The 25,293-nt window shown below is 49.7% G+C and carries 26 protein-coding genes; 6 read left to right on the top strand and 20 right to left on the bottom strand.

The annotated features are described in order from the left end of the window. Positions 1 to 7: 7 nt before the first annotated feature. Positions 8 to 1,246 (bottom strand): MFS transporter, encoded by a 1,239-nt coding sequence (locus tag ACFVSO_RS07085; RefSeq protein ID WP_387471522.1) that lies wholly within the window; start codon positions 1,244 to 1,246, stop codon positions 8 to 10. A 187-nt stretch (positions 1,247 to 1,433) separates the two neighbouring features. Here ACFVSO_RS07085 and ACFVSO_RS07080 point away from each other — a divergent pair, with 187 nt between their 5' ends. Then, positions 1,434 to 2,219, top strand: coding sequence for a DUF2935 domain-containing protein (locus ACFVSO_RS07080; protein WP_387471520.1), 786 nt, complete (start codon positions 1,434 to 1,436; stop codon positions 2,217 to 2,219). Positions 2,220 to 2,234: 15 nt separating this feature from the next. Then, positions 2,235 to 2,636: a DUF2642 domain-containing protein gene (locus ACFVSO_RS07075; protein ID WP_387471518.1), complete on the top strand. Its 402-nt coding sequence runs from the start codon at positions 2,235 to 2,237 to the stop codon at positions 2,634 to 2,636. Between the two features lie 29 nt (positions 2,637 to 2,665). On the opposite strand, the gene ACFVSO_RS07070 is transcribed toward ACFVSO_RS07075, so the two are convergent. Both ACFVSO_RS07070 and ACFVSO_RS07065 read right to left on the bottom strand, forming a co-directional pair. Next, positions 2,666 to 3,652, bottom strand: a complete 987-nt coding sequence (locus ACFVSO_RS07070) for an MBL fold metallo-hydrolase (protein ID WP_387471516.1) — start codon at positions 3,650 to 3,652, stop codon at positions 2,666 to 2,668. Next, the gene (locus tag ACFVSO_RS07065) at positions 3,540 to 4,103 is read right to left on the bottom strand and encodes a hypothetical protein (RefSeq protein WP_387471514.1); all 564 of its coding nucleotides are present in this window, start codon (positions 4,101 to 4,103) and stop codon (positions 3,540 to 3,542) included. Before ACFVSO_RS07065 ends, ACFVSO_RS07070 begins: the two co-directional genes overlap by 113 nt. Positions 4,104 to 4,306: 203 nt before the next feature. Between ACFVSO_RS07065 and ACFVSO_RS07060 the strand changes: the two genes are divergently transcribed. Together ACFVSO_RS07060 and ACFVSO_RS07055 are read left to right on the top strand one after the other, a co-directional pair. After that, positions 4,307 to 5,512: a magnesium transporter CorA family protein gene (locus tag ACFVSO_RS07060; RefSeq protein WP_387471511.1), complete on the top strand. Its 1,206-nt coding sequence runs from the start codon at positions 4,307 to 4,309 to the stop codon at positions 5,510 to 5,512. 103 nt (positions 5,513 to 5,615) lie between these two features. Then, positions 5,616 to 6,437 (top strand): lipase family protein, encoded by an 822-nt coding sequence (locus ACFVSO_RS07055; protein WP_387471509.1) that lies wholly within the window; start codon positions 5,616 to 5,618, stop codon positions 6,435 to 6,437. Between the two features lie 9 nt (positions 6,438 to 6,446). On the opposite strand, the gene trhA is transcribed toward ACFVSO_RS07055, so the two are convergent. From trhA to ACFVSO_RS06990, 13 genes are all read right to left on the bottom strand, one after another. After that, positions 6,447 to 7,091, bottom strand: coding sequence for a PAQR family membrane homeostasis protein TrhA (gene trhA / locus ACFVSO_RS07050; protein WP_387471507.1), 645 nt, complete (start codon positions 7,089 to 7,091; stop codon positions 6,447 to 6,449). A gap of 74 nt (positions 7,092 to 7,165) precedes the next feature. Then, positions 7,166 to 7,858, bottom strand: coding sequence for a hypothetical protein (locus ACFVSO_RS07045; RefSeq protein ID WP_387471505.1), 693 nt, complete (start codon positions 7,856 to 7,858; stop codon positions 7,166 to 7,168). A gap of 280 nt (positions 7,859 to 8,138) precedes the next feature. Then, positions 8,139 to 8,339: a hypothetical protein gene (locus ACFVSO_RS07040; RefSeq protein WP_387471503.1), complete on the bottom strand. Its 201-nt coding sequence runs from the start codon at positions 8,337 to 8,339 to the stop codon at positions 8,139 to 8,141. 32 nt (positions 8,340 to 8,371) lie between these two features. Next, on the bottom strand, positions 8,372 to 9,307 hold the full coding sequence (locus ACFVSO_RS07035) for a TRM11 family SAM-dependent methyltransferase (protein WP_387471501.1): 936 nt from the start codon (positions 9,305 to 9,307) through the stop codon (positions 8,372 to 8,374). An 11-nt stretch (positions 9,308 to 9,318) separates the two neighbouring features. Continuing rightward, positions 9,319 to 9,675, bottom strand: coding sequence for a LapA family protein (locus ACFVSO_RS07030; RefSeq protein ID WP_387471499.1), 357 nt, complete (start codon positions 9,673 to 9,675; stop codon positions 9,319 to 9,321). Between the two features lie 147 nt (positions 9,676 to 9,822). Then, positions 9,823 to 10,857 carry an NADH:flavin oxidoreductase/NADH oxidase gene (locus ACFVSO_RS07025; RefSeq protein ID WP_387471497.1) on the bottom strand — a complete coding sequence of 345 codons (1,035 nt, stop codon included), beginning with the start codon at positions 10,855 to 10,857 and terminating at the stop codon, positions 9,823 to 9,825. A 95-nt stretch (positions 10,858 to 10,952) separates the two neighbouring features. After that, positions 10,953 to 11,597: an SGNH/GDSL hydrolase family protein gene (locus tag ACFVSO_RS07020; RefSeq protein WP_387471495.1), complete on the bottom strand. Its 645-nt coding sequence runs from the start codon at positions 11,595 to 11,597 to the stop codon at positions 10,953 to 10,955. 82 nt (positions 11,598 to 11,679) lie between these two features. Further along, entirely contained in the window at positions 11,680 to 12,690 is a 1,011-nt protein-coding gene (locus ACFVSO_RS07015; protein ID WP_387471493.1) for a zinc-dependent alcohol dehydrogenase, read from the bottom strand. Positions 12,691 to 12,711: 21 nt separating this feature from the next. Then, complete coding sequence (locus ACFVSO_RS07010; protein ID WP_387471491.1) at positions 12,712 to 14,970, bottom strand: helix-turn-helix transcriptional regulator; 2,259 nt, start codon at positions 14,968 to 14,970, stop codon at positions 12,712 to 12,714. A 58-nt stretch (positions 14,971 to 15,028) separates the two neighbouring features. Beyond that, the gene (locus tag ACFVSO_RS07005) at positions 15,029 to 15,892 is read right to left on the bottom strand and encodes a carbohydrate ABC transporter permease (RefSeq protein WP_387471489.1); all 864 of its coding nucleotides are present in this window, start codon (positions 15,890 to 15,892) and stop codon (positions 15,029 to 15,031) included. Beyond that, positions 15,886 to 16,770: an ABC transporter permease gene (locus ACFVSO_RS07000; RefSeq protein WP_387471684.1), complete on the bottom strand. Its 885-nt coding sequence runs from the start codon at positions 16,768 to 16,770 to the stop codon at positions 15,886 to 15,888. Before ACFVSO_RS07000 ends, ACFVSO_RS07005 begins: the two co-directional genes overlap by 7 nt. Before the next feature lie 173 nt (positions 16,771 to 16,943). Continuing rightward, positions 16,944 to 18,572, bottom strand: coding sequence for an extracellular solute-binding protein (locus ACFVSO_RS06995; protein ID WP_387471487.1), 1,629 nt, complete (start codon positions 18,570 to 18,572; stop codon positions 16,944 to 16,946). 319 nt (positions 18,573 to 18,891) lie between these two features. Continuing rightward, a complete protein-coding gene (locus ACFVSO_RS06990) occupies positions 18,892 to 19,458 on the bottom strand; it encodes a hypothetical protein (RefSeq protein WP_387471485.1) in 567 nt (188 codons plus the stop codon). 343 nt (positions 19,459 to 19,801) lie between these two features. Between ACFVSO_RS06990 and ACFVSO_RS06985 the strand changes: the two genes are divergently transcribed. Next, the gene (locus ACFVSO_RS06985; protein WP_387471483.1) at positions 19,802 to 20,725 is read left to right on the top strand and encodes a hypothetical protein; all 924 of its coding nucleotides are present in this window, start codon (positions 19,802 to 19,804) and stop codon (positions 20,723 to 20,725) included. Positions 20,726 to 20,860: 135 nt separating this feature from the next. Beyond that, the gene (locus ACFVSO_RS06980; protein WP_387471481.1) at positions 20,861 to 21,112 is read left to right on the top strand and encodes an NHLP leader peptide family RiPP precursor; all 252 of its coding nucleotides are present in this window, start codon (positions 20,861 to 20,863) and stop codon (positions 21,110 to 21,112) included. 75 nt (positions 21,113 to 21,187) lie between these two features. On the opposite strand, the gene ACFVSO_RS06975 is transcribed toward ACFVSO_RS06980, so the two are convergent. From ACFVSO_RS06975 to ACFVSO_RS06960, 4 genes are all read right to left on the bottom strand, one after another. Then, positions 21,188 to 23,092: an ATP-binding protein gene (locus ACFVSO_RS06975; RefSeq protein ID WP_387471682.1), complete on the bottom strand. Its 1,905-nt coding sequence runs from the start codon at positions 23,090 to 23,092 to the stop codon at positions 21,188 to 21,190. Between the two features lie 203 nt (positions 23,093 to 23,295). After that, positions 23,296 to 24,015: a hypothetical protein gene (locus ACFVSO_RS06970; RefSeq protein WP_387471479.1), complete on the bottom strand. Its 720-nt coding sequence runs from the start codon at positions 24,013 to 24,015 to the stop codon at positions 23,296 to 23,298. Continuing rightward, positions 24,012 to 24,893: an ATP-binding cassette domain-containing protein gene (locus ACFVSO_RS06965; RefSeq protein ID WP_387471477.1), complete on the bottom strand. Its 882-nt coding sequence runs from the start codon at positions 24,891 to 24,893 to the stop codon at positions 24,012 to 24,014. The genes ACFVSO_RS06970 and ACFVSO_RS06965 overlap by 4 nt, the downstream gene beginning before the upstream one ends. Continuing rightward, a complete protein-coding gene (locus tag ACFVSO_RS06960) occupies positions 24,890 to 25,258 on the bottom strand; it encodes a GntR family transcriptional regulator (RefSeq protein ID WP_387471475.1) in 369 nt (122 codons plus the stop codon). Before ACFVSO_RS06960 ends, ACFVSO_RS06965 begins: the two co-directional genes overlap by 4 nt. Between the last annotated feature and the right edge of the window lie 35 nt (positions 25,259 to 25,293).

The following is a 25,293-nucleotide window of genomic DNA, read 5'->3' as shown; positions in this document are numbered from 1 at the left end:
TAGAGATTCATGCCACCGCCTTTTTCCTCTTGCCCTTTCCTTTTCCGGGCTTGATTCCGAACAGGGCAACCACGGAGCATATCAACGCTACACCCGCTAACAGATAAAACAACCATTCCTCATGACTCATGAGAGCGGAAGCTGTTAGCGGTCCGACGGCCACACCAATAAATCTCATGCTGCTATATAGAGATGTAATGGTACCCCGCTGCTCCTTCTCGACGCCTTCTGTTATGAGTGCATCCAAGCTTGGCAGTGATAATCCGATTCCAACGCCTCCGGCGAACATGACCGATATGAGAAATATAATGCTCTTCGTATTCACAAGCCCGCATGTCAGCATACTCGCTGTCAGAAGGACCGCCCCGATGACAGAGAACCACTTCATCTTCGGCTTGTTCTCTCCAACCAGCTTGCCGGCAATGAAAGAGGATAAGCAGATGGCACAAAGCGGTATCGCCAGCAAGAGCCCCTTCCATATCCCGTCTATATGATAATGCTCTTCCAATACGGATGATAAGTAATAAAGGAACCCGAACATCACAAACATCAAGATGCCGCCAATTGCGAATATGCCATAGAGCCAGCGATTTTGCGCCAGAATATCCTTCGTATTTTTCACAAATTCCCCTAACCCTTGCGGACTGTCCTTCTTCTGCTTCTTCGGCTTGGGCACCTTAACGAAATAAGCGACCGCTATTATAGAGATCGCAGAGAACAGCGGAATAACGGCAAGCGGCATAAACCAGACAATCAACGCTAAAGCCGATCCAAGAATAGGGCTTAGCACTTTGCCGAATGTGTTGGATGTCTCAATCATGCCGAGTCCGCTGCTGATCTGTTGTTGACTGCGGAACATATCTCCAACCAAAGGAAGTACAATCGGGAACGCTCCAGCCGCTCCCAATCCCTGTACGAGCCGCCCGCCCAAGATAACATAATAAGCCGCTTGCTCCTGCAACAGCCATGCTCCTAACCCTGATATAATGCCTCCGATTGCCGCAATCGTTAAACCGATCAGAATAATGAGCTTTCTGCCAAAACGATCCGACAGGTAGCCCGCAATCGGGATGCATATAATCGAGACCGCGGCATACACCGTAATGATCAGGCTGGATTGAATGGCCGTTATGTTCAGCTTCTTCTGCATCAGGGGCAGAACAGGGATTAACATGGAATTGGCGAGCGTCATTATGAGGGGAATGGAGGCTAGAGCCGCCAGATCCCATTTCTTCTTATCGCTCACGCTTATTCCCCATTCTATATTGGGATGACAAAGATTTAATGAACGAAAGCGCCGCAACGCAGCCCTCAGAGGTCTACACCGATTAATTTGTACGGTTAGGCTCAATATAATTCCGTTCCCATGCTGTCAGAATATGAATAAGACAAGGTTTCCTACCCATAGGCTAATGAAGGGAGGGATCGTACATATGGATGAACATGCTTGGTTCGAGCACCGATTTTGGCTGCAAATTTTGGGCGATCATGCCAGATTCATTTATAACGCGTTATCGCCCGTAGAATTAAAGGATATCCAGACCGCCTCACGATTCATTCATCATTTCGATCAGTTGCTGACGCAAGCAAGGGAACAATCGCTTCCCCTGGCCGAGCTGAATGCGGCAGCTGACAACCTGACCGGGCAGCTTCGTTCCTTCAAGCTGGATCTGTTGGATCGATCCCTGCAGGGCAAGGTCAAGATTGGCTTGACGCCCACTTTCCTGAATCATATGGTGAATGAACTGGAAGAGTATGCGAGAATTCTAGCCTCTTTGCTGGAGGGAAAAGGAGTCCCTCAGTTCCCTTCTCTTCATCATGATCTGCTCTGGCTGCAGGACGCCTCGGGACATGCTGCAGCAATCGCCATGGATCTGGATGCGGTCGAGAAGCGGCTAATCAAGAAAAGTCAGAAGTTCGAAAAGCACTTTACCCAGTATTATATGAAAGCGATCGAGCTGGTCGGTTACTTCCGCACGATGCGAGAACGCTATCCTGTATTGGGTAAATTCCATAACGACGTCAATATGGAGATGAAGGTGTTCATGTCCTTTCTGAAAGAACTGGAAGAGCTGGAGCTAGGCGAAGAGCTGCTCAGCCGTATTGATCCGCTTATGCCCAATCACATGTACCGGGAGGAATGCTATTATCTGCTTAAGCTGTCCCAAAGCGGAGATATTGCACAACCCCAATGCGATCCGGCAGAACCTAGAATCTGACAGGAGGTTGTCCTTATGAATCAGCAGCACTATGCCCAGCGTCCGACAGGCCATCATGAACAGCTTGCAGCCGCTTACCCGGCCTCGCTCATGGCAAGAGTCGCCTCCCATCTTGCTCCCATCGTGCAGCCTGCTTTCGTAGGCGGCATGCCTGCTGCCGGAACACCCATTCAGCCCGCTGCCGCTATCCCGCAAGCAATGCAATACGTAACCAGCCTTGATCCCGTATATGTGGATCATCTCGGGCGGCATAAAGGCCTGGCTGTATCCATTATGACAACTGCCGGCTTGTTATCCGGTGTGTTGTCCGGTATAGCGGTTGATCATATCCAGCTCACCCTTGATAACAATCGGGCCGTACATATACGCATTGCGCAAATAGTTTATTTTGAAGGCCATCCCATTACATACGCTTAGCGCGCCAAAGCATACAGCAGAGGCCTGCGTTAGTGGACATATTTTACTTGGCGAGGGACGGCAATTTCGGCAAAGCGATCCACAAGCCGGGTCAATTGAGCTGCAAGCTCGTCATCCTTCATCGGCATGCCGTGTCCGGTAATGACGGAACGCGGCTTCAGCGCCTCCAGCTTGCGGACAGATTGATGGGCAAGCTCCCAATCGGTTGTCAGGTATTTAGGCGGGCCGCTGATCTCTTTTTCTTGTGTGAATACCTTATACAGCGATTCTTGCTTTACGGTGACAAAAGCATCTCCGGCAATCAATACATGATCTTGCTCCCGGAATAGCGATATATGCCCTGGCGTATGTCCAGGGGTATGCAGCCATTTCCACTCGGGCAGATGCGGGATCGTCCCATCATCGGGCAGCGGGTGAATATATTCGCCTAATTGAATCGGACGAGTCGGGAACAAAGGCGACAGCTTGGCAACCAGCCCGCTATCGACACTTGCATCAGGCTCAGGATAGCTCTGTCGCCCGGTCAAATACGGAATTTCTGAGGGATGGGCGTACACAGGCATACGCCAATGTCTGATTAGCTCAATAATCGCGCCAACATGGTCGAAGTGGCCATGCGTCAGAATGATCGCTTGCGGCCCTTTGCCACTCCCGAATCGCCGCTCTGCTGCAGCGATGATACCATCTGCTGAGCCCGGCATTCCGGCATCGATCAGTACCCATTCTGCTTGCTCCGGCTTTCCGATAAAACAGATGTTCACGATTTGAACCGTATATCCCGCAACATCCGGCGCCACCTCATGAATGTCGCCGCTCTCCAGCGATGTTACCGGAAGGTAATGATAGTCACTGCCATACGATAAGGAATCGTTATGCGTCTCCTTCAACTTCTCTTCCACCTTCTTAGCTTCCGTCTGCAATCCGGTACGCGCCGCAGCGGCGGAAAGCCGCTTCTGCAATACCGAGCTTGGAGAGATCAGGGCCGCCGTCCTTGTCGAGCAACGACTTGCTTTCATCCGTCTCCACAATAAAAGCAATCGCCCCCGCTCTTACGGCTTCCGAGCAAAGCTGCGACTCCTTGCTGTCAAGCCCGAGAGCCTGATAAGCGCGGGTACTGCTATTGTCGATAAAACCAAGAGGCGCTCCAGTGGAATAGTTGGCATTCCATCCGCCGCCTGCCGAATCCAGGAATGAAGTCATTCCGTATCCGCCCGCCACATTGGGATAGCCATTGCTTGGATTGATCACTAGGCCCATATAGCTTAGCTCTCCTCCCCTTGTACCTGTCTCCTCCAGCTCACGCATTTCCTCCACATGGGTATCGGTCTCCGTCTCGATTCGTCTGGAATGCTCCCAGTCCTTGGTCAGAATCAGCATCTCGCCCGGCGTGAAGCCCGCTTGTTCAAGCTCACCGATTGCCGCTATGACATCCTGCTGCCTTTCGAATAATCCAATTTTTTTGGCCATGAAGATCGTCCGCTTCCCTTCTTTTGAAGTGATTGTCCCTAAAGATGGTATGCCCAATGCAGTTAGGAATCAGTCGAATATGTCGTTTGAGGCAGAAATTTGACAAATAACGTCAGATCGAGTGTGGCAGGTTGTGCGGTTAGCCAAATTCGGGGTATGATGTTGAGTAGATATGGGAGAAAACGGAGAAGGGGGATGGAAGAATGATTCATCGGATGCTTCGTTATCCCGCGGGCTGGGAATGGCATGTCGTTCAGCAAGCCAGATACGAGTCCCTGGATCAGCAGCCGCTCCCGAGCAGGAAGGCCGCCGCAAGAGGCCAAGTCTCTCCTGAACTGAAACGTGCGAAACCAAAACCTTCGATGTCCGAGACGCAGACACAAGCTGAAGAGCATATTGCCGAATTGAAAGGCGAATTTCCGGAATGTGCCATTTGGCTGGATGAATGCCAGGGCAGACGAACCAATCATATCTATGTGGACGATCAACCGGATATTGGCCCGCTTATATGCGGCACCATAATGATTCAAGTAACGGAAGATCAATCCGATGTGCAGCCATTCCACTTCTGGTTATCTGGAACACGGCTCATTACGATGCATGAGGATATGCGCATCCCGCTCAGGCTGCAATCCGGCAGCTATACGCTGAAATATGACGAGTGCCAGATTGCGCCGGAAGCTTTTTTCATTATGATGGGCGTGCTGCTGAAGACTTTCCACAATGGACTAGACGGATTCGAGCGAAGACTCGGCGAGCTGGAGAAGACGATGAGACAGCGTAATCAGACCGGCTTACTCGATGTCATCTTCGAGAGACGTTACGATCTTCTGCATTGGAGCCATCTGTTCATTCCGCTTCGCGAGGTGTACGGCGCAGCCAAAGAATCATTCACGGATACGCTGGAGGAGAAAGAAGCTTTCATCCGGATTACGCATAAGCTGGAGCGCATCGAGTCGCTGCTGAAGCATTATGCGCTGGAGATTGATACGCTCATCTCCATGGATGACGCCATATCCAGCTTCCGGGGCAATGACATTATGAAGACACTGACGATTTTCACCGTGCTGTTCCTGCCTGCTACCATTGCAGGTTCGCTTATGGGAAGCAACTTCGACAAGCTCCCCTTCAAGAATCATCCTTGGGGATTCGCAGCCATGGTAATCAGTATATTCGCGATTACAATCGGTATCTACATCTGGTTATATAAGAAAGGCTGGACCGGCGATCTGCTGAACAAAAAAGGCGGGCCCCCCCTTCTGACGGATTCCGATTCTGCTTCCGATGCGCAGGAAGGGCGCTCGCGCCTCCATGGCAAACGAAAGAAGCCGTCCAAACGTTCTCATACGGCAGCTCCTTCAGATTCTTCTCATACCAATACTCAGCGTTCCCGTAAAAATCGCGTGTAATCGTGATTTATTCGGGAACGTTTTTCATTGGGATTCCGCTGGTACCTATCCTGGGCTCTCGACATACACTATCTCATCAGTCGGTTGTGACGGAGGGATAACGATGATGTCAGAGTCTGAGCATGCTCGTGGGATTGAGCCGGAGCTGGGTAGCGCGCTATTTATGGCTGCAATTTGCGGACAGACTTACGTACAATTCAACAACAAGGAAGACGGCTTGTTCCTAGTCCCCCGCACATACAGTCTGGTAGGGGAATTTACAGCCGCAAACGCCTATGATCAGCGCCAGGAACGATTCGGCTTTTTGATTGTATCCGAACAATGCGCCATATTAGCCTTCCGGGGCACCGGCTCCGCTGTCGATTGGGTATCCGATTTCATTGCCCATCAAACTGTATATCGTCCAGTCCGCAATGCCGGGCTGACGCATAAAGGGTTTACCGATATTTATATGTCTGCGCGTGACCAAGTGCATGCTCTGCTTGGACAGCTTCCTTATGATAAACCTCTTTTCATTACGGGCCATAGTCTAGGAGGCGCCTTGGCTACGCTGGCCGCGCTGGATATTGCTACGAACACACCGTTTTCCGCTCCTATGGTCTACACTTTTGGCGCCCCGCGAGTCGGCGATCCGAAGTTCGTTCAAGCCTACAATTACATCGTACCCGTACACTTCCGTTTCCAGAATGAATTCGATATCGTCCCTCATTTGCCTCCGCTCGTCTATCAGTCGCCCAGAACCAAAGGCACATATTTTTATTTGCATGTGAAAGGCGAGGTGCAGCGCTCCTTCCGTATGGGCTCCGTCTCCGCCAATCATATCTTATCCGGCTATTTCGCCGATCTGGCCAAAGAAAAGCCCGCAGACGCAGCACTGATGTGTGCCGAGCCTCCGGGCTGGTGTCCAGCTGTTGAGGATGAATAAGAGATATGTTTATGCCGGCAGTACGTAGAGCAGAATCGCAAAGAAGTGAACAATCGATCCTGCCAGTACGAACAGATGCCATACCGCATGATGATAGGGAAAGCTGCGCCACATATAGAAGATGGTCCCTGCCGTATACAGAATGCCGCCAGTTATGAGCAATTGAAGTCCGCCTGGCGCCAGATGCGTAGTTAACGGCTTCCATGCGAATACGATAATCCAGCCCATCGCGATATACAGGATCGTCGAGGTGAACAGATATCTGGACGGAAAGATCGACTTGAATACCGTTCCGACGATGGCAATCCCCCATACGATGCCGAACAAGACCCAGCCAAGCGCGCCTTGAACGATATGGAACAGAATAGGCGTATAAGTGCCCGCAATAAAGACATAGATGAATGAATGGTCAAGCGACTCGAATACACGCTTGGCCTTTCCCACAGGAAAGCTATGGACAAGGGTCGAAGCCAAATAAAGCAGGAGCATGGCGGAGCCATAGATCGTGAAGCTGACGACATGCATAGCCGTACCCTTCAGCGATGCAAAGACGATAAGCAGCACGAGTGCCGCTATGCTGAGCAGCGCTCCAATCCCATGTGTGATTGCATTAGCAATCTCCTCGCCCTTGGAGAACGTATGTGTATTAGCCATAAGATAACCACCTCTTCCAACCAACTGCCGAAGCAATCGTTTCTGGTAATGATGCTTACCTTCAGTCTAATGGATTACAACCATTCTTTCAACCACGCCCGCACCCGTCCGATCGTCTTATCCAGATTGCATACCGCCTCCATGTCCATGAACGGCTCCGTATTGCGGAAGTAATCCGCATGTCCGCCTACAGTCGGAATACCTTCGACGTACCCCGGCGCATACTTGAGCCGATTCCAGGTCGGGACTGTTCGTCCTGACCTTGTCCATCCGCCCCAGCTACCAATTCGGCTGATGGGATCATTCAGCTTGCCCAAGCTGTCAATGGAGTGAAAATAACTTACGCGTTCCCTCAGAGTTGGGTGAATCGGCGTGCGAGGCGATCCCACCTGTACAACACGGAAATCCCGTACCGTTCCTTCCTCTTCCAGCATTCGAGCGGCCTGATAGGCTGCGGCGCCGCCTCCGCTGTGACCGATGAACAGCGCCTTCTCACCTTTGACGGTATCCTTGATCTGCTGCCATACATATTTGCCGCCGATTCGGCCTGCCCGCATCCGGTTGGACAAATCCGTCTTGACCTCGAGCAGTTGTCTCATCAAGCTTCGGCTGGCATCTCCATAGGGAAACAGCACTTGGATCGTATGCTCGATTCCCTCAGAGTGCAGCTGCTCAGTAAGCCTGGCTTGGCATTCGTTAAAGGCGCAAGGGGTTGTCTTTACTCCGGCAAGCAGATAGACGCGGAGCGACGATGTATTGGCTGCCATAGAGAATCCCTCCAGTGAATAATCGATGTGAATCGTTATCCTCATTATGCGGGGACTCCGGGATAATCATTCTTGAATTTCGCTGTCAGTTCCGACCACACCTGTAACCCGGCTATACGTCCCAATATCGTTATTACCCATGCGTGTATGCCATTGATAGCGTTCACACGACAGATTAGGCTATATCCTATTCACCCATTCGGCGAGATGCGAATCCGCGAATATAAAAAGAACGCCATCCGCATACGCGGCTGACGTCCCGTTCAGGTGATATTGCGTGTTATACGCCCATTTTTTTGCGCTGGTTGTTAACCTTTTTGGTGTTCTGGCTCTTCAGTTCCTGAGTCCCCGTAGATAGGTGTTTCTGGCCTGGCTTGCCGCCAGATGCAGCTTGTTTCTTCTGAGCCAGTAATTGCTTGGCACGCTCGGCCTGACTTAGCGCCTTGGATGGCTGAGCTTCGTTTTGTTCATTCGTAGACATAGGGTTCACCTCGCTTTATGCTCCAATCCATTCTATTCTACTACACTTACATATCGTGTAAAAGAGCCTTTCGTCAGCCTTACCTGATTCCTTAACCGGAAATTCGCTTTTTTGAAACGCTCCGTTATGTCTTCCGTGGTGACGATTACCGCCAGACCTGCTATTCTGCGCACCGCGCGCAGCATATCCAGCGACTCCTCCTCCGGCAAGACGGAGCATAGATTATAAGGCATGTCCACGATTGCCGCGTCATAGCGCTTCGTCTCATCCCGCATATCACCCAGCCTTACCGTATTCGGATAGCCGAAGTGGGACAGGTTCAACCTCGCTCCCCGCACTGCAAGCGGATTCCGGTCAATGCCATCGATTGCGATGCCCATCGACATCGCTTCGATCAGTACTGTTCCCATGCCGCAGCATGGATCGATCATGTGCAGGGACTGTAGACTTTGCTCCCCGGCAGCAATGTTCACGATCGCTCTCGCAGCGCGGGTAGGAAGCGCGGTGGAATAGTTCTGGGGCTTACCCTGATGCTTCAGCCAATGCGATTCAGCGTCCTCGCAAGGACCGAACAGCCAGCTTCCCTTATACCGGATCAGCCCGAAGAGCTTGTCCGGCCTGCGCATCTCCGCTTGCCCCTTCAGCACCGAACCCGCCATTCTCTCCAGCGTTCGACGCTCTTCATAAGCGTGATGCTCGTCCCCTTCCGTATACAGCACTTTGAAGGTTCCGCTGACAGGCTGGAGCAGGGCCAGACGCTCGGTCAGTTCAGACAGGCTCGCCGCCTCCTCGATAACCTCGATGCGTCGCTTGAAGAATGGACTTCTGTTCACGGACGGCGAGACTTCGCTTGCCGACGATACGATACCGTGACCGATGGTCGCCCCGTCCCCGAACATAGAGTGAAGCTCCAGCCCACATAACTCCGCTTCATCCTCATGTCTTACATATGTATAGATGGCTTTCATGCTCTCACACCTTAGCGTTTGCTCTCGTCTTCTCCATCCGGCTGGCTCTCCGGCTGTTCCTCGGAAGCTTCATTCTCCTTCGCGTCGTATGCGAAGCTCGCTTCGAACTTATCCGATGCGTCTGGCTGCTCGGCGATACGCTTCTCCAGTGACTTAACCGTCTTCTGCAGCTTATAAATGCGCAGCATGCCGAACAAGCCTACCGTCAGACCGCCAAGCAATGTCGATACTAGAATAACCAGAATAAGCGGCGTATTCGTCTTGGCGAATAGAAAGTTAACTTGCACTTGATCCACATTGATGACTGCAAATACAGCAATGACCAGCGCAAATGCGAATGCCGATATCAGTATGCCTTGTCCCTTCATGAACGATCCCTCCAGTTCTTAGGTTAAGATTCTCACAATTAATCCAAATAGTCTAGTGGCAAAGAGGAGATCCTGCGCGAGCAAAAAAAAGAGCCGGCCCGCTCGTCATGTGGACGAGCAGCCAGCTCCTAAATTCATAATCGAAGCTTAGTAACCACGGATATAGGCTGTCGGCACATGCGCGCGGAAGTCGCCTCCCGTTTCCTTGATCGCATGAATGGCCCAATACGGGTCGCGCAATAATCCGCGGCCAATCGCGACCAGATCGGACTTGCCTGTCGCGAGCACCTCAGCCGCGAAGTGAGGATCGTCCAGCATGCCGACAGCGATTACGGGAACGCCCAGCGCCACCTTCACCGCATGTGCAGCTTCCAACTGGAAGCCCGGCTCTACCTTCGGCCGCTTGGCAGGTGTCGGCGTACCTTCACCGCCCGTCGAGATATGAAGCAGGTCGACGCCCGCTTCCAGATAGGTGCGGCATAGCTCGATACCGTAATCGATGCCATAGCCGTCCTCGACGTATTCGAGCGCAGAGATGCGTAATAATAACGGCATATCTTCCGGCATATGCTTCTTCACTTCAGCAATGACCTCTCGGCCGAATAACGTCAGGTCTTGTCCGTACTCATCGTCGCGCGTATTCGTGCGCGGCGAATGGAATTGGTGCATTAGATAGCCATGCGCGCCATGCAGCTCGATCGTATCGAACCCTGCTTCTACCGCTCTGCGGGTGGCGTCGCCAAATTTCTTGACCATATCCTTGACTTCATCCGTCGTCAGAGCGCGCGGTTGTTTGTACGTCTCGTCGAAAGCGATAGCCGATGGCGCTACAGGCTGTGCGGCATCCTGCGCTTTCCGTCCTGCATGCGCGATCTGGATGCCGATCTTGGCGCCATGCGCGTGCGCAGCGTCCACAATACGCTTCAGCGCCGGAATGTGGTCATCGGACCACAAGCCCAGACATTGGTCGGAAATCCGGCCGTCAGGCTCGACATTCGTCATCTCCACGATGATAAGGCCAATGCCTCCTAGCGCACGGGATGTATAGTGCAAGTAATGCCACTCATTGGCGATCCCGTCCTTCTTCGTAACGCTGTATTGACACATCGGTGCCATAACTGTGCGGTTGCGAAGCTGGAGTCCTTTCATAGAAAAGGGTGTTTCTAATGTGAATCCACTCATTGGTTTCTTCCCTCCTGAATCTGTCTGCATGACCGCGCCGTTCGAACGGTACGTGGTAATCTATTGTACAGCTGCGTTCACAGTCATGCAAGCACTCAGAGGGGGCCGCTGGCTCCAACCGCTTGAAGCCAAGCTCTAGCCATCAACGCATGTCCGGCCGGTGTAGGATGGACGCCATCCGGCGCCCAATATTCAATGGAAGCTCTTGCTCTCGCTTGCGCGAACAAGCCGTCCAGCGGCACATAGATAGCCCCTACCTCCTCCGCCAGATCGCGAATCGCATGAATCTTCGGATCGAGATCCTCACGGCATTGCCGGTGAATTTCCGCATGAGGGAGCACAAAAGGCTCCACGAGGATAAGCTTCGACCCGCAGGTCTCCACTGTCTTCAGAAGCAGCTTCCGGTAGATGCCGATGAAGGTCTCTGTTGGCAGATGCTGATCACGGTCATAGCGTCTCATCGCATCATTAATGCCGATCATGACACTAACCCAATCAGGCTTCAGCGCAAGGCAGTCCTCCTGCCAGCGGCCCTCCAGATCGATAACGCGATTGCCGGAGATACCTCTGTTTAAGAACTTCACGCCAAGCTCAGGATACATAGCGCCGAACAGACCGGCCGCCATGAACGCATAGCCGCTTCCCAGACTATGCGGGTCATGATAGTCGCGGGCAGCATCAGTTATGCTGTCCCCGATAAACAATACCGTCTCGTTACTCTTGATCACAGAACCGGACAATAACATCATCTCCTATCTTATGGTTACATTGGCGATTTCGATTAGGAACTCCTAACCTACTATGGTCAGTACTGCCCGCTGCTTATGATTCGTCCGCTTCGTAGCGAATCAGCGTAGCAATTGACTTCCCCGGGCTTCTATAATTATCGTAAGCTTCCGAAGCATGCTCTAGCGGATAGATATCTGTAATCAACGGCTTCATCGAGATGCGCCCTTCTCCCAGCAAGCGGATGTATTCCGCTATATTGCGGCCTTCCGTCCACCTAACATGGCCGCTTGGATAATCCCGGTTCTCCAATTCATATTGCTTGTCGTAGCGTCCCGGACCGCCAGCCCGCGAGATCAGAATCTGGGCTTCCTTGGCGAACATGAGCGCTCTGGAGTACGTCATGGACAGATCACCGACAATGATGACCTTGCCGCGATCCCGAATCCACTCCAACCCCTGATTAATCAGCGATTCGCCCGGACCACCAGCGCATAGCAATACCGCGTCCGCTCCCCCTGCTCCTGCCGCATCGCCAAGATTGCTGGTTAACTCCGCTGCATCGTGATACATATGCGGATAGCCCTGGCTTCTCAGCATGGCCGCACGTTCTTCGGTTACGTCGATGCCGGCGGTCCGAATCGCAGCAGCACTGGCAATCTGCGTAATCAGATTGCCAAGCGTACCAAGTCCCGCGACAATCGCTGATTCGCCAAATTGAAGATCCGCTACGCGCAGCGCATGAACAGCAATCGCACCGAGTCCCGCAAAGGCCGCCTCCTTCGGATCAACATGATCAGGCACGACGGCCGTCAGATTAGTCGGCACATTCAACCACTCGGCATGGCGAACATAAGGCACGCCGTAGCAAGCGAGCCGCTGGCCCCGTTGCACGCCGCTTACGCCTTCGCCCACGTCTTCCACAATGCCCACTGCGCTATAGCCTAGCGGGGTGAGCGTATCTGAGCCGCGAGTAACAAACCCCATCTCCGTGCCGGGACTGATCGCCGAATATTCCGTTCGAATAAGCACATGGCCCGGCGGCGTCTCCGCTACCGCCATATCGGCGATTACGATCTTTCCGTGCTGCGTGGCAACTGCTTTCATCTTCTTTGCCTCCCATGCTTGTCAGCCCGTATTTTGTTTTTGCTTGCGATATTCGCTCGGCGAGATGCCATAATATTTTTTGAACGTCGTCGTAAAGGTAGAGGAGTTCAAATATCCCGTCTTCTCTCCGATCTCCGACACACTGTAATTGGAATGCTTAAGCAGCTCACGCGCATGGGACAGCCGCACTTTGTTCAAGTACTCCACATAATTGACGCCGAACGTTTTTTTGAAGTAACTGGAGAAGTACTTAGGCGAAGTGCCCGTTACCTCTGCCAGCTGATCCAGATACAAATTCCGCATATAGTTCAGTTCGATGTACTGAGAGACGTAAGCCTTGTTCAGCTTGCTCGCCGGTTCAGCCGCTTCGCTGTGATGAACGATGTGCTGCGCTGCATCATGCAGAAGCTGCTCCAGCTTCTCCGGGCTTGCTCCCGACTCTACAGTGCGGAGAAACTCACTTTCAAGCAAGTACAACTCATCATTCCGGTTGGCGGAAGGGGCTGCGTGGCGAACCATGGCATAGAACAGCGACTTCGCGATATAAGCGAATTGGTGCTGATGCACATTCCGCTCCGCCGTCTCGCGAATCGTCTCCGTAACGATTGTTTTGCTCTCCTTCAGCTTGCCGTTCATCACGAAGCTGGCCAGCTTCTCCAGCTTCTCGATTGGAAGCGGCATGCTCCATTCATACTCCAGCTTGCTCGCATCAATAATGGATGCCCGCTCATTCACATGCCGATAGGCCATGGCATTCGCCAGGCTCTGATAGGCCCTGCTGCAATTAGCGAGCTCCGACGGATACACCTTGCTTACGCATGCGATTCCGGTATAACCGGACAGCTCACCCTGCTGCAGCTGTCCGAGCAGCAAGCCGAGCAGCTTGAACAAGGTTTCTCGCTCGCTTGCCCCCCTGATGCCAATCAGCGCCAGGAATTGCAGCTCTCGCTCATGGTAGACGTTCGCCATAGCCTGCCTCTCACGCAGCCCCGTCCGGAGCAGCTCCGCAATCGACTCGGCCGATGCTTGTGTCCCATCCCCCGATTGTGCCGGAGCGCTCCAGCGGAACATGACCATGACGAACTGCTTGTTCAGGAAGAAATCCGCTTCATAACGCTGGATGAGCAATTCATGCTCAGCCGACAGCTCGCGATGATCCAGCGCCAGCAATAGAATGCCTCTGCGCGCCTCTCCATCGACAAAAGCCAGTTGTTTTTTATACGTGTCGTTCTCCGCTTGCATATGCTTGATCCCGCTAAGAATTTTCGCAAAATCATTACCGCTATGCCGACCGCCAAGCTGATGCAGGATGCGCTTCACCGGCTTGTTCAGATAGATGCTAAGCAGGATGGACAGCAAGATGGCGCATAAGATAGCTGTAAACATAATAAGACGGTTCGCCTGCGAGACGGAATCGATGTTCTGGAACTGGAACGGAATTTTCTCGATATAGATAAACTCGTTAAAATCCGATTTATAGAAATGATATTCGTAATTTTCCCGTGTCAGCGAGGTTTCCTGGGTCGAGCTCAAATAAACCTCTTCCATCATCCCGGTCATATTAAGCGCCGAATCGGTGCTGTACACGACTTGCTGATTCTGATCGAGAACGATGAGCGAAGCGCCTGGAATCATCAGATTCTGGCTGACTTGCTTCATGAATGCCTTTTCATTAATAAGCAGCATGACATTTTTATTGGACAATCTCACTTTATTGCCGCCTGCTGCAATCATGAGCTTTTTGGTCGTTTCTTTGAATGTATCCGAAGAAATGCGGTAGTAATCGCCCTGAAACAGCTTGAACGAATTTCTCTCCTTCATATAAGTGCGCCAGTAGGTGGCATTGAACCGGTCATGCTTGTACTTTTGGTTGAAAAATTGCGTCATGCTGCTCGTCCCTGTGGATGTGATGACGAGTTCCTGATCATCGTAGAAGATGACTGCGTCCTCGATAAAGTCTACCGAAGACACAAGCGATGACAGATTGTCTTGCAGCAAATAAACATCCGACATATCCACATGCCCGTCTTCGCCCGGCTCCAGCACATTGTAGGGCAGCATATGAATAGAATGAATCAGATTGTTGATTGATCGGAAGTTGTTGTCGAAGGAGCCGATCATCGCCTTCACGGCTAACGAATTGTTTTCCGTCATCCGGTCGTAGATGCCCGAGATTGAATTTCTGTAGAGATAGTACATGGAGATCACCATGATTCCGATGACAAGCAGCATAGCGAAGAAAATCTGGAAGGTCCCTTGATTTTTCAATAGTCGCTTCATCCTGTCGGCCACCCTTTCTTCTCATGCTGTATCCCATCTATTTCTACATCGAGATGAATTACCCCTTCTCCGCTCCCAACATTACGCCCTTGGCAAAATACTTTTGCACAAACGGATAGATAAGCAATACTGGCACCATCGACAATACAATTGTGGCATTCTTCTTCGCTTGCGGCGCAAGCGCGGAGGCATCCACCAAGCTCGCCCCGCTGCCTTCATTAAAGATCAGCATATCTCTAAGCACGACCTGGAGCGGATACATATCCGAATCATTCAAATAAATCATCGGCAGAAAAAAGCTGTTCCAATGCCCCATGAAGTAGAACAGGCCGATAGAGGCAAGCGCCGGCTTCGACAGCGGAATGACGATGTTGAACAAGATCCGGTATTCCGAAGCGCCGTCAATAAGCGCTGCTTCACGGATTTGCGAGGACATGCTCTCATAAAAGCTCTTCAATATAATAAGCTCCATCGTCCAGATCGCATTGGGGATGACCAGCGACCAGACCGTATCCGTCAGGCCAAGCTCGGAGACGATCAAGTAGTTCGGAATGATGCCGGGATTGAGGAACATCGTCAGCACAATCCCGAACATCCAATACTTCCGCCACAGGAAATCAGGTTTCGATAGCGGATATGCGGCAATCGCCGTTACAAGCAGGTTAATGGAAGTGCCCAGCGTCGTATAAAAGATCGTATTCAGATAGGCGCGCGGAATGCGGGCATCCTTCAGCACATCCACATACGCATTGAAATTCACGTCGATTGGATACAGCCATACGTTCCCTTGAATGACCTGGGACGTGCCGCTGAGCGAGATCGCGAATATATAGACGATCGGATACAGCGTCACCAAAGCCGCAATCGTGAGCACCAATCCATTGAACACGCCAAATAGCGTAATTCTCGATTCCCCTACCATAAGCCGCGCCCTCCTAGCCTTCTACTGATGAAATTAGCGGTTAGCAGCATGATCATAGCAATCAACGCTTCAAACATGCCGACCGCCGCAGCATAGCTGTAGTTCGTCTCCAGCAAGCCTTTGCGATAGACGAAGGTTGAGAAGACGTCTGCTACCTCATAGGTCGTTGGTGTGTAGAGCAGCAGCACTTTTTCATAGCCGACGCGAATCATCGAGCCCGTCTTCAGAATGAACATGATGAGCACCGTCGGCAAGATGCCCGGTATCGTAATATGCCAGATGCTGCGCAGTCTGCTGCTGCCGTCCACCCTCGCCGCTTCGTACAGCGTTGGGCTAATGCCTGAGATTGCAGCCAAATAGATGATCGCTTCATAGCCGGCGGTCGACCATATATCAGATACAACGTAGACGGTTCTGAACCACTCCGGCAGGATGAGAAAGTAGATTTTCTCCAATCCGAGCCATGCGATGATCTGATTAATAATGCCGCTGCCCGGCGACAAGAAATCAATGATCATGCTGCTGATAATGACCACGGATAGAAAGGCCGGGAGATAGGTGAAGGTTTGCACCGATTTTTTGAACCATTTCACCCGAACCTCATTAAGCAAAATCGCGAGAATAATCGGAAATGGAAATCCGAATAGGAGCGAATAGAAGCCCAGTAATAACGTGTTCTTGAACAAGAGATAGAAATCATCGCTCGTAAAAAACTTGGTGAAATGCTTCAGTCCTACCCAATCGCTTCCCATTATGCCTTGAAAGACGCTGTAATCCTTGAAGGCAATGATCAGTCCGTACAACGGACCGTAGCGAAACAGCAGATAAAATACAATGCACGGAATAAATAGAATCAGAAGCTGCCGGTCGCGCTTCATATGCTTCCAAGTCGCATGCAGCCGCGATCGGAATGAAGCGGAACGCTTCTTATGCTTCTGGACCGTCGTCCCGGTGACTGGACTTGGCATGTGTCGTTCCCTCCTAACGAGGATGGCGGCGGCATTCGCTTGTGATTTGGGACAGACGCCGCTCGCATCATCCTAACCGATCGTTATTTCGCTGCAGCGTCCAGTCGCTTCTGAGCCGCGTTGTAGACTTCCATATACTTGCTCTCGCCCAGCTTCTCTGCTGTCTTCTGCCATTCCGTCCACTCTTTCTCGCCATACGACTTGTTCAGGATATACTTTGCATTAAACTCATTGGCCGCTTTCTCCAGCGCGACCTGGTATTCCGCGACAATAGCGATTTCTTCATCCGTCAGATTAAGCTCAGGGTCCATCGGCTCGAACTTGTTCGCCGATACGATCTTGTCCTGCGCCTCCTGTTCCTTTTCGGTGAAGTTATAATAGACGGAGCGGCGGTCAGGAGCCAGATACATGCCTTCCAGCCATAATCCGTAACGGTCTTCCAGCACTTTAATATCAACCAGCGGAAGATCAGACAGCTCCGGATAGACCGGCTTGCCGCTTGCGTCGAAGTTGAACGTCTCGCCTTCCACGCCAAGCGTAACAAGCGCGGCGCCTGACGGACTCGTCAAATAATCCAGCAGCTTAAGTGCCGCTTCCTTGTTTTGATTGTTAGCGACAGCAATACCGAAGCTCGTATCGATTTTAGGCAGCGTCCTATTGTTGCCTGTCGGTCCAATCGGATTGCCGTAACGCAAATTGTATTCCGGGTTCTCCGCGCTAATCTGGTTGTAGAACAAGTCCAGGCGTCCGATCCAGTCCCAGGTCACGAACGACTTGCCTGTCGTCATCTTCGACGTCCAGGAATCCGGCGTATCGGTCAGGAATTCGGGATCAAGCAGCTTCTCGTCGTACAGCTTCTTCAGGAAATCGAGCATTTCCTTATGCTGCGGCTGCGTAGAAGCGAACTTCCACAGCTTCTCCGACTCATCATAATAGGCAGGATAGCTTGCTCCGCCGAGCCCCCAGCCATAAGCCAGATCGCGGAAAATGTATTCCTTCGTCTTGGATGCCATGGGGTACGAATCCGGGTATTGCTCCTTTAGTTTCTTGAGCGCGTCATAGAACTCATCCGTATTCGTCCACTCCGGGATTCCGTGCTTGTCGAAGATGTCTTGACGGAACATCATGCCATGATTGACGTCGCGGTTCATATTATAGATCGGCCAGCTGTACAGCTTGCCATTCTGATCGCCATGGGAGGCGATAACCGACGGATTCTCGTCGATATACAGCTTCTTGAAGTTCGGCAGCATGTCTGCATAATCATTGATCGCGACCACGGCGTTCTGCTGGCCGATCTTCTTCAGCTCAGCCGGCTTAAGACCATGGAAGATATCCGGCAGCTTGCCTGAAGCAAGCGTCATCCGCAGCTTATCCTGGTAGGTGGCCGAGGAGTAATTCTGAATATTGAGCTTGATACCTGTACGTTTCTCAATTTCTTTCACAATAAGCTTGTCATTAACCGGATTCTCGCTTACAAGCATCCAGGTCAGCGTGGTTGGCTTATCTACGAGCGGGAGCGTCAGCCCTCCTGTATCCCCGTATGGGTTGACCGCTTCTCCCCCGTCGTTGCCTCCGTCGCTCGTCGGCGATGGCGACTGTGTCGGCGCCACGCTCGGGCTATTGCCGCCGCTGTTGCCGCTGCTGCAAGCTGCGAGCATCGATACAACCAGCGTCAAAGCAAGTACAACTGTCATCAGCTTCTTTGACATTTCTGTTTCCTCCCTGTGGTATGGTTTGGCTTGATTGATAGGTGCAGTTCACCGTCATCCGGCTGATTCACATTGTATAGAGAGTTTCTCGGCATCGTAAATAAAGCGTTTTCATTTCTATCGTCTTTTTGCTCTGCTTTTCGAACATTGTATCCCTAAATCCAGTCCTATCAAGGGTTTTGAGGCTGTGGAATTTGCTAAACCGATTGAAATTGCTAAATTGCCGCATGAAAAATAAACCTATTCTTTTCGAATGGGCTGGGAGTTGAGCAGATCATACGGCAACAAAAAAAGACCTCTGCTGCAGAGATCTTTTGGATTAAGCGGTACGGAATGCGCTGGCTGCCGGTATGCCCTCGAAGCCCGTGTAGGCATGCAGTCTTCCGTGATAGACCAGCTCCAGCTCCGGCGTATGCTGCAGATCGCCAGGCGTCACTAGCAGTGGTGACTTGTCTACCAGACTCACACCGCTTCTCTCGAACACCGTAGCAACGAATTGAGAGCAGAAGTAGGCGTAGCGCCGTTCCCACTCGATGTTGAACACAACACCAAGCATGCCTACCAAATTATATTTGTACAAATCTTGATATTGTTCGAAATGCTGTATTTGGTTGCGAATGCTATTATATGTCGCTTGGCTCACCTTACAGCGGTACAGCGCGCACATCGATTCTTCGAAAAAATCGCCCCGCACATTTTCTTTCACGAATCCGGCGAAGAAAGGATTGCTTGGATTCTTCCGGCCGAAGCTATATACTTCGTCCAAATCCTTGTCAAAAGCAATAGATGCATGATTAAGCGGATCTTTCGTGAAGGTTCTTATAATTTTCGTTAAGACGGTTCCGGTATCGGTTAGCAATACATATATTTCTTTATCTCTGTTCATGACTTTCTGACCTCCACATGAAAGAACTCTTCTAGGTATTAACTTTAATGCAGGAAACGCTAAATTATTAACCTGCTCAGGTAATAGATGACCCTCGACTTTAGTCCAGTTGTGCTCAGCCTCTCATGAAAGAGAAAAGTGAAAATTTGATGAACGTCATCAGTCCTTCTTCATTCTACTGGATTTTCCAGCTTTCCTCAACCTATCAAACAAAAGATTTCATCAAAATAAATTCATATTCTGTCAGGAATTGTAGGAGCCTTGCCTACGGCCATGATATAGTAAGAAAAAAAAGCTTGTTTCCTTATATCCTACTCTATTCATGAACGGGAGATCGGTTACGATGGACTGGTACCAAAGACATGTTAACAGCTTGAGCTCCGTATTCCGAGAAGCGCAGTTGCGAATTGCACAGTTCCCTCGCCCGCTTGGTGACATTGGGCATGCGTATGCGATGAACTATAATCCGCTGGATGATTCGGATAAGGGCAAAGACTACATATGCGTCCTGCTGCCGTACTGGATGCAGGAGATGACAGGCATCTCGGACGAGCAGTGTGATAGTCTGGCGCTTGCCAATATATATGGCATGCTTTACTTTTTTATTCTTGATGATGTAATGGATAGTACGCAGATCAAGCAAGTGAAGTCTCAACTTTCTTTGGCAAGCCTCCTGCAATTGGAGATGTACGCTCTGTTCAGGGAGCTATTCCCTTCAGAAAGTCCGTTTTGGGCTTACTACGACCGCTACGTGACAGTCTGGGCGGATTGTGTTGTGAATGAGGCGGAAGCGGATTACTTTGTCCATGATCCGATTCGTACAGCCGGAAAGGCCGGTCCCGTGAAAATCTCAGCTGTTGGCGCATGCTTGCTTGCCGGATCCGAGGACCGCATTGCTGAAGTCGAGCAATCGGTCGACCTGGCTCTGATGACCTTGCAAATGCTGGACGACTGGGCGGACTGGCAGGAGGATATGTCTGAAGGCAGCTATAACGGGCTGCTCGCGTTGGTTGCTTCCGAGTCGGGCTTAACCTATAGTACGCTGACCGAAGAAGCAGTTCGGTCGCGCATCTACGTGCTCGGCTGTATGAACCGATATGCCGATATCGCAAGTCGCAATCATGACAGGCTGATGAAGCTTGGCCATCGCATCCCTGCCATCGAAGAATACCATCACTATATGGTAAGCAGCCTTCGCCAAATAGCGGACGGGATCGAAACGACGAAACGAAAAGCGCTGGGCGGCGGCATTAACTTTTTCCGCTAACGACACACAAGTCCATCCTCCTAGAACTACAAGACTAGAAACGTGTAGAATATAGTAAAAAAGTTGTAGTAAATGTCGAATAATCATGCTATCCTAGTCTTGGTAATCCTATACATATTTGAGAGGATGATTACGGTGCCAAGCGAGCGTGAAAAACAATTAAGAGAGCAAGTAATCGAAAAAGCTTGGGCGGACAGCGCATTCAGACTGCATCTGCTGACTGACCCGAAGGCAGCCATTCTAAAAGAATTTGGCATCGATATTCCGGCTGAGTTCAACCTCAAAGTGCTGGAAGAAACGGATGATACTTTGTACCTGGTTCTGCCTAAGAAGCCGGATGATAAAGATAGTTTGACATCTCAGGTCTGCGTACCGAGATGGCTTTAAGCTAGTGTCTTTCATTTATTTTTATTTTCATATAAAATGACATTCAAATTTATTTGAATGTCATTTTTGCTCTTATTAACTTACTACAGGCATGGTGATACATACCTCAGTACCAGAACCCTTGTCGCTATAAAATTTAACTTCCCCGTTCATTGCCTCAATTATTCTGTAAGTAACCATTAATCCTAGTCCAGTCCCTTTTGTCTTTTTGGAATAATACGGCTCGCCAAGGCGTTTTAAATCTTCAGGATCTATTCCCTCTCCATTATCTTTAATCTTTAAAATTAGACTATTATTTGACGTACGAGTTGCCGTAATTTGAACTTCACCGTTTTCTCCAAATGCTTCAATACTATTTTTTATTATATTTATAAGCGCTTGTTTAAATCTCGATGAATTACCTTTTACCACTAAATCTGAGTCTATCGACATCTTTATTGATCCTCCGGACATTGTGGCTAATGGAGCTAAAATTGCAACAATTTTTTGGATTTCTTCGGATAGATTTAAATGCATTACGTCACCCATATCTGGTTTCGCAAAAGTAAGGAAGTCAGTGATAATTTCCGACGCGCGATCCAGCTCATCAATTGCAAGCGTCATATAACTTCTTTCTTTCACCTCTTTTGATTTTGTCCCCAATAATTGCAAGAATCCTCGAGTTACCTGCAAAGGATTTCTTACTTCATGTGCAATGGAAGCCGCTAAATGACTAATTAACTCTATCTTCTCAGATCTTTGTAATTCATTATTAAATATTTCGATTTGTTTTGAATATTGAATGGCCTGCTCATAATTAAGCATCACTCTGCGAACTACAATTATGATTAAAGAAGCAAGGAAAAATAGAATACTGATTTTCCAAAAGAACATGATGTATATTTTTTGATTATAAAAATACCAAAGAATTTCAATTAAGCTTACACCGGCAAATATGCTTATTCCTACAGATAGAATAATTGCCTCCTTATTGCCTTTTCTACATTGATATATAAGCGCAGCAATTAATAATATATTTCCACAAATCATAGAAATACCAAAAAAAATAAAACCGAAATTTATATACAAATCAGATATCAGTGGTGAAAAATAACTAAGAATAAACATCATCGAATAAAAGAGAGCAAAGTAGATTTGAATCGTTTTAAACTTTGAAATTAATCCCCATGGACCTCTTCCAAACATTCGTTCAAAAAAGAAAAATAATGACGGCAGCAGGATGGATGATGCAATATCAAACAAAATGTAAAAAACTGCTCCAAACTCAGGGAAATTCTTATCTAGAAAATTAGAGTAAGTGAGTATCATTAGTCCTATAGAAAGCATGACAAGAAATAATGAATTCCATCCAGGTAAAAATGATTTTTTTAAAAACAACACGCTTACCATCATAAAAAAAGCAATAAAAATAAGTGCAGCTCCAAGCACCACATCTATCAAATCATTCCTAATATCACTTTTGGTCAGTTCACTATACTCATTAATATATATCTGTTCCTTCAAACCGACTCGTTCAATGTGCTTTTCCAATTTAAAATACAAATACTGACCAGATTCACTTTTCGAGATGGGTAGTACGATTTCATTCAAGTCGTAATAGTAATCTCTTTTTCGCTCATAAATGACATCTTTATCTAGATAAATAACAACATTTTTAGCATACAATTTTTTAATTTCTAAAGCAGGACGCAACTGTGTCAACTCAGGCAATTGGAATTTAATCCACACCGTTTTTATGTTATCGGGCACGACAGGATACTCCTCGCCAGCCTTAACGGGGAACCATCCACCTTGATCGCCTAACGAGGTGACTTGCTCGATCGTCATCTCTTCACCGGGCTTCTCCCAGAGCATTTGCCACTCCGTAATGGTATTGACTTGCTCCTTGCCTTCCGCATAAAGCTGGGCCCCCGGAACTAGCAAGGACAAAAGAACTAATGTAATGGCGACTTTATATATAAACCCTCGTATTTCCCCCATAATAGACACCGTTGACCAACCTCTTCACGTTGATATTTTTTTCATAATTCGACAATCTTCTGCAAAATTTCCTACTAACATTTTCCTCTATTCCAAAAATAATAGCAACAGTCTAAATGGGCTGTTTTGCAAAAAAAAATGTCCCGATTACCTCTCACCCCGTGAAGAAGTGAAAAGCATCAGGACATAATGGAGTACAACATTTAGATCAATTTGCGCTTAATGGCCACCGTACGATGCATGCCATAATTCAATGCCATTATGATGCCGACGATGAGCAGAACGAGCAGCATTTCTACTACAAAGGACATCGACGGCCTTGTTATGGTGTAGCCGAACAGCTCGATCGGTCCGGTGCCGCTCACCATTTCAATTAAGATAATAGGGACAAGGGACAAGATAGAGATGGCTATGCCACTCTTCCAGTTAAAACGGTAGAAACTGCTTCCGATCAACCAGCCAATAGCGAAATAACCCAGAAATCCAAGGAAGAACTCTACGCCGGATTGCAGCAGCGGAGGTGTAACCAGAATCTCCTGCCCTCCGAACCAATCTGTTAGCAAACGCTCCACAGGAAAGCCAATAATCATCACTATAGCGCTTATGAACGACATAAGCAAAGAGAGTAGGATGGCGCCTCCAACAAAATGCTTGCGGGTTATGCCGCTGGAGACAAAGCTCGACAAGGATACGGGTGTCAGCAGTATGCCAATCACCAGAATGTATATTTTCGGCGAGATACTGGCGCCTGTCCAGATGCCCTGCCCCACTCCCAACTCTTTTGACAGATTGATTGGCAGGCCCAAGTGAATGCCAACAAAGATCGCCACAAATACGATCCAATATCCAATAAGCGAGAGCCGATAACCATTCCATAGGTTGCTTGCTACAATGAGTACAGGGTGCTTTCGCTTCGCTGTCATACTCCCCCGCCTCCTTTCTTCGTTAAATGTACGAACAGATCTTGCAGCGGCACAGGTCCAAGCTCTAGTCCCTCCGTACGCGCGCGGTTCACATGCTCCTGATTCAACTCTCCGTATACCGTCACAGACTTGGTTCTGCCAAGCTTCTGCTCTCCGAGTACTTGCAATCCAATCACATATTCATCCACCCGCTCAGCAGGTCCTGTAATGGAGACGCCCCGTTGTCTCAGCGATTCCGACTCTTCGTGCAAGAGCAATCGTCCGTTATCCAAAATGAGCACCTCTTCGAACAAATTGCCCACTTCTTCGATCAGATGTGTCGAAAGAATGAAGGTACGCGGATGCTCCATATAATCGCGAAGCACCTCGTCATAAAAGGCATAACGTGTAGGTGCATCCATTCCTAGATACGCTTCATCGAATATCGTAACAGGAGCCCGGCTCGCCAGGCCAAGCGTAACGCCAAGCGCCGACTTCATGCCTCTCGACAAGCTGGAGATACTCTTCTTAAGCGGAAGCTGATACAGGTTCAGCAGATGATTCGCATATTGCTCATCCCAATTCGGCCAGCAGCTTGCGGCCAGTTTGATTGCATCCTTTACCTTGTAGCCGTCCGTCATATGGCCATTTTCTTGAATGAAGCATACCTGACTCATAATTTCCGCATTCTCGAATGCAACCTTGCCGCCAATCAGCACTTCACCCGTTGAAGGCTGCCTAAAGGAAGCTAGGGTCGACAGCAGGCTGGTCTTGCCCGATCCGTTCCGTCCAAGCAAACCATAGATTTTGCCGCCCTCCAGTCTGAAGGACACATTGTCCACCGCTACGGTACGTCCGTAATGAACGCCTACGCTTCTTATATCTATGCCTAGCGTCATCGTCCCTCGCCCTCCTTCCGGCTTTCAATATGGTTCAATATATCTGTGATCGGTACGCCGATCTGTCTCGCTTCCTCGACCATCCGGTCAACAACTTCCTCGAAGAAACGTTCCTTGCGCGCTTGAACCAGCGTCTGCCGCGCATCTGCACTTACGAACATGCCAATCCCTCTTTTCTTATACAATATGCCTTCCTCCGTCAAAAGCTGAAAGCCCTTCGCCGCCGTAGCCGGATTAATCCGGTAAAACGCCGCATACTGATTGGTCGACATCACCTGCTCCTCTTCCTTCAATGCGCCGGATACTATGTCAGCCTTGATTTGATCAGCGATCTGCTGATAGATCGGACTTCGTTCATCGAACACGTCATCACCTCTTTGCTTATGTGGTTCATTACTTA

Origin of the sequence: Paenibacillus sp. NPDC057967, assembly GCF_042887015.1 — a bacterium.
In the GTDB taxonomy this organism is placed as follows: domain Bacteria; phylum Bacillota; class Bacilli; order Paenibacillales; family Paenibacillaceae; genus Pristimantibacillus.
The sequence above is the reverse complement of the archived record's forward strand: the minus strand, read 5'-3'. Positions and strand labels throughout refer to the sequence as shown.

Excerpts from the sequence above, each read along its gene's own strand:
- ACFVSO_RS07080 (WP_387471520.1), top strand. The coding sequence starts at position 1,434 with ATGGATGAACATGCTTGGTTCGAGCACCGATTTTGGCTGCAAATTTTG.
- ACFVSO_RS07075 (WP_387471518.1), top strand. The coding sequence starts at position 2,235 with ATGAATCAGCAGCACTATGCCCAGCGTCCGACAGGCCATCATGAACAG.
- ACFVSO_RS07070 (WP_387471516.1), bottom strand. The coding sequence starts at position 3,652 with ATGAAAGCAAGTCGTTGCTCGACAAGGACGGCGGCCCTGATCTCTCCA.
- ACFVSO_RS07065 (WP_387471514.1), bottom strand. The coding sequence starts at position 4,103 with ATGGCCAAAAAAATTGGATTATTCGAAAGGCAGCAGGATGTCATAGCG.
- ACFVSO_RS07060 (WP_387471511.1), top strand. The coding sequence starts at position 4,307 with ATGATTCATCGGATGCTTCGTTATCCCGCGGGCTGGGAATGGCATGTC.
- ACFVSO_RS07055 (WP_387471509.1), top strand. The coding sequence starts at position 5,616 with ATGATGTCAGAGTCTGAGCATGCTCGTGGGATTGAGCCGGAGCTGGGT.
- trhA (WP_387471507.1), bottom strand. The coding sequence starts at position 7,091 with ATGGCTAATACACATACGTTCTCCAAGGGCGAGGAGATTGCTAATGCA.
- ACFVSO_RS07045 (WP_387471505.1), bottom strand. The coding sequence starts at position 7,858 with ATGGCAGCCAATACATCGTCGCTCCGCGTCTATCTGCTTGCCGGAGTA.
- ACFVSO_RS07040 (WP_387471503.1), bottom strand. The coding sequence starts at position 8,339 with ATGTCTACGAATGAACAAAACGAAGCTCAGCCATCCAAGGCGCTAAGT.
- ACFVSO_RS07035 (WP_387471501.1), bottom strand. The coding sequence starts at position 9,307 with ATGAAAGCCATCTATACATATGTAAGACATGAGGATGAAGCGGAGTTA.
- ACFVSO_RS07030 (WP_387471499.1), bottom strand. The coding sequence starts at position 9,675 with ATGAAGGGACAAGGCATACTGATATCGGCATTCGCATTTGCGCTGGTC.
- ACFVSO_RS07025 (WP_387471497.1), bottom strand. The coding sequence starts at position 10,857 with ATGAGTGGATTCACATTAGAAACACCCTTTTCTATGAAAGGACTCCAG.
- ACFVSO_RS07015 (WP_387471493.1), bottom strand. The coding sequence starts at position 12,690 with ATGAAAGCAGTTGCCACGCAGCACGGAAAGATCGTAATCGCCGATATG.
- ACFVSO_RS07010 (WP_387471491.1), bottom strand. The coding sequence starts at position 14,970 with ATGAAGCGACTATTGAAAAATCAAGGGACCTTCCAGATTTTCTTCGCT.
- ACFVSO_RS07005 (WP_387471489.1), bottom strand. The coding sequence starts at position 15,892 with ATGGTAGGGGAATCGAGAATTACGCTATTTGGCGTGTTCAATGGATTG.
- ACFVSO_RS07000 (WP_387471684.1), bottom strand. The coding sequence starts at position 16,770 with ATGAAGCGCGACCGGCAGCTTCTGATTCTATTTATTCCGTGCATTGTA.
- ACFVSO_RS06995 (WP_387471487.1), bottom strand. The coding sequence starts at position 18,572 with ATGTCAAAGAAGCTGATGACAGTTGTACTTGCTTTGACGCTGGTTGTA.
- ACFVSO_RS06990 (WP_387471485.1), bottom strand. The coding sequence starts at position 19,458 with ATGAACAGAGATAAAGAAATATATGTATTGCTAACCGATACCGGAACC.
- ACFVSO_RS06985 (WP_387471483.1), top strand. The coding sequence starts at position 19,802 with ATGGACTGGTACCAAAGACATGTTAACAGCTTGAGCTCCGTATTCCGA.
- ACFVSO_RS06975 (WP_387471682.1), bottom strand. The coding sequence starts at position 23,092 with ATGGGGGAAATACGAGGGTTTATATATAAAGTCGCCATTACATTAGTT.
- ACFVSO_RS06970 (WP_387471479.1), bottom strand. The coding sequence starts at position 24,015 with ATGACAGCGAAGCGAAAGCACCCTGTACTCATTGTAGCAAGCAACCTA.
- ACFVSO_RS06965 (WP_387471477.1), bottom strand. The coding sequence starts at position 24,893 with ATGACGCTAGGCATAGATATAAGAAGCGTAGGCGTTCATTACGGACGT.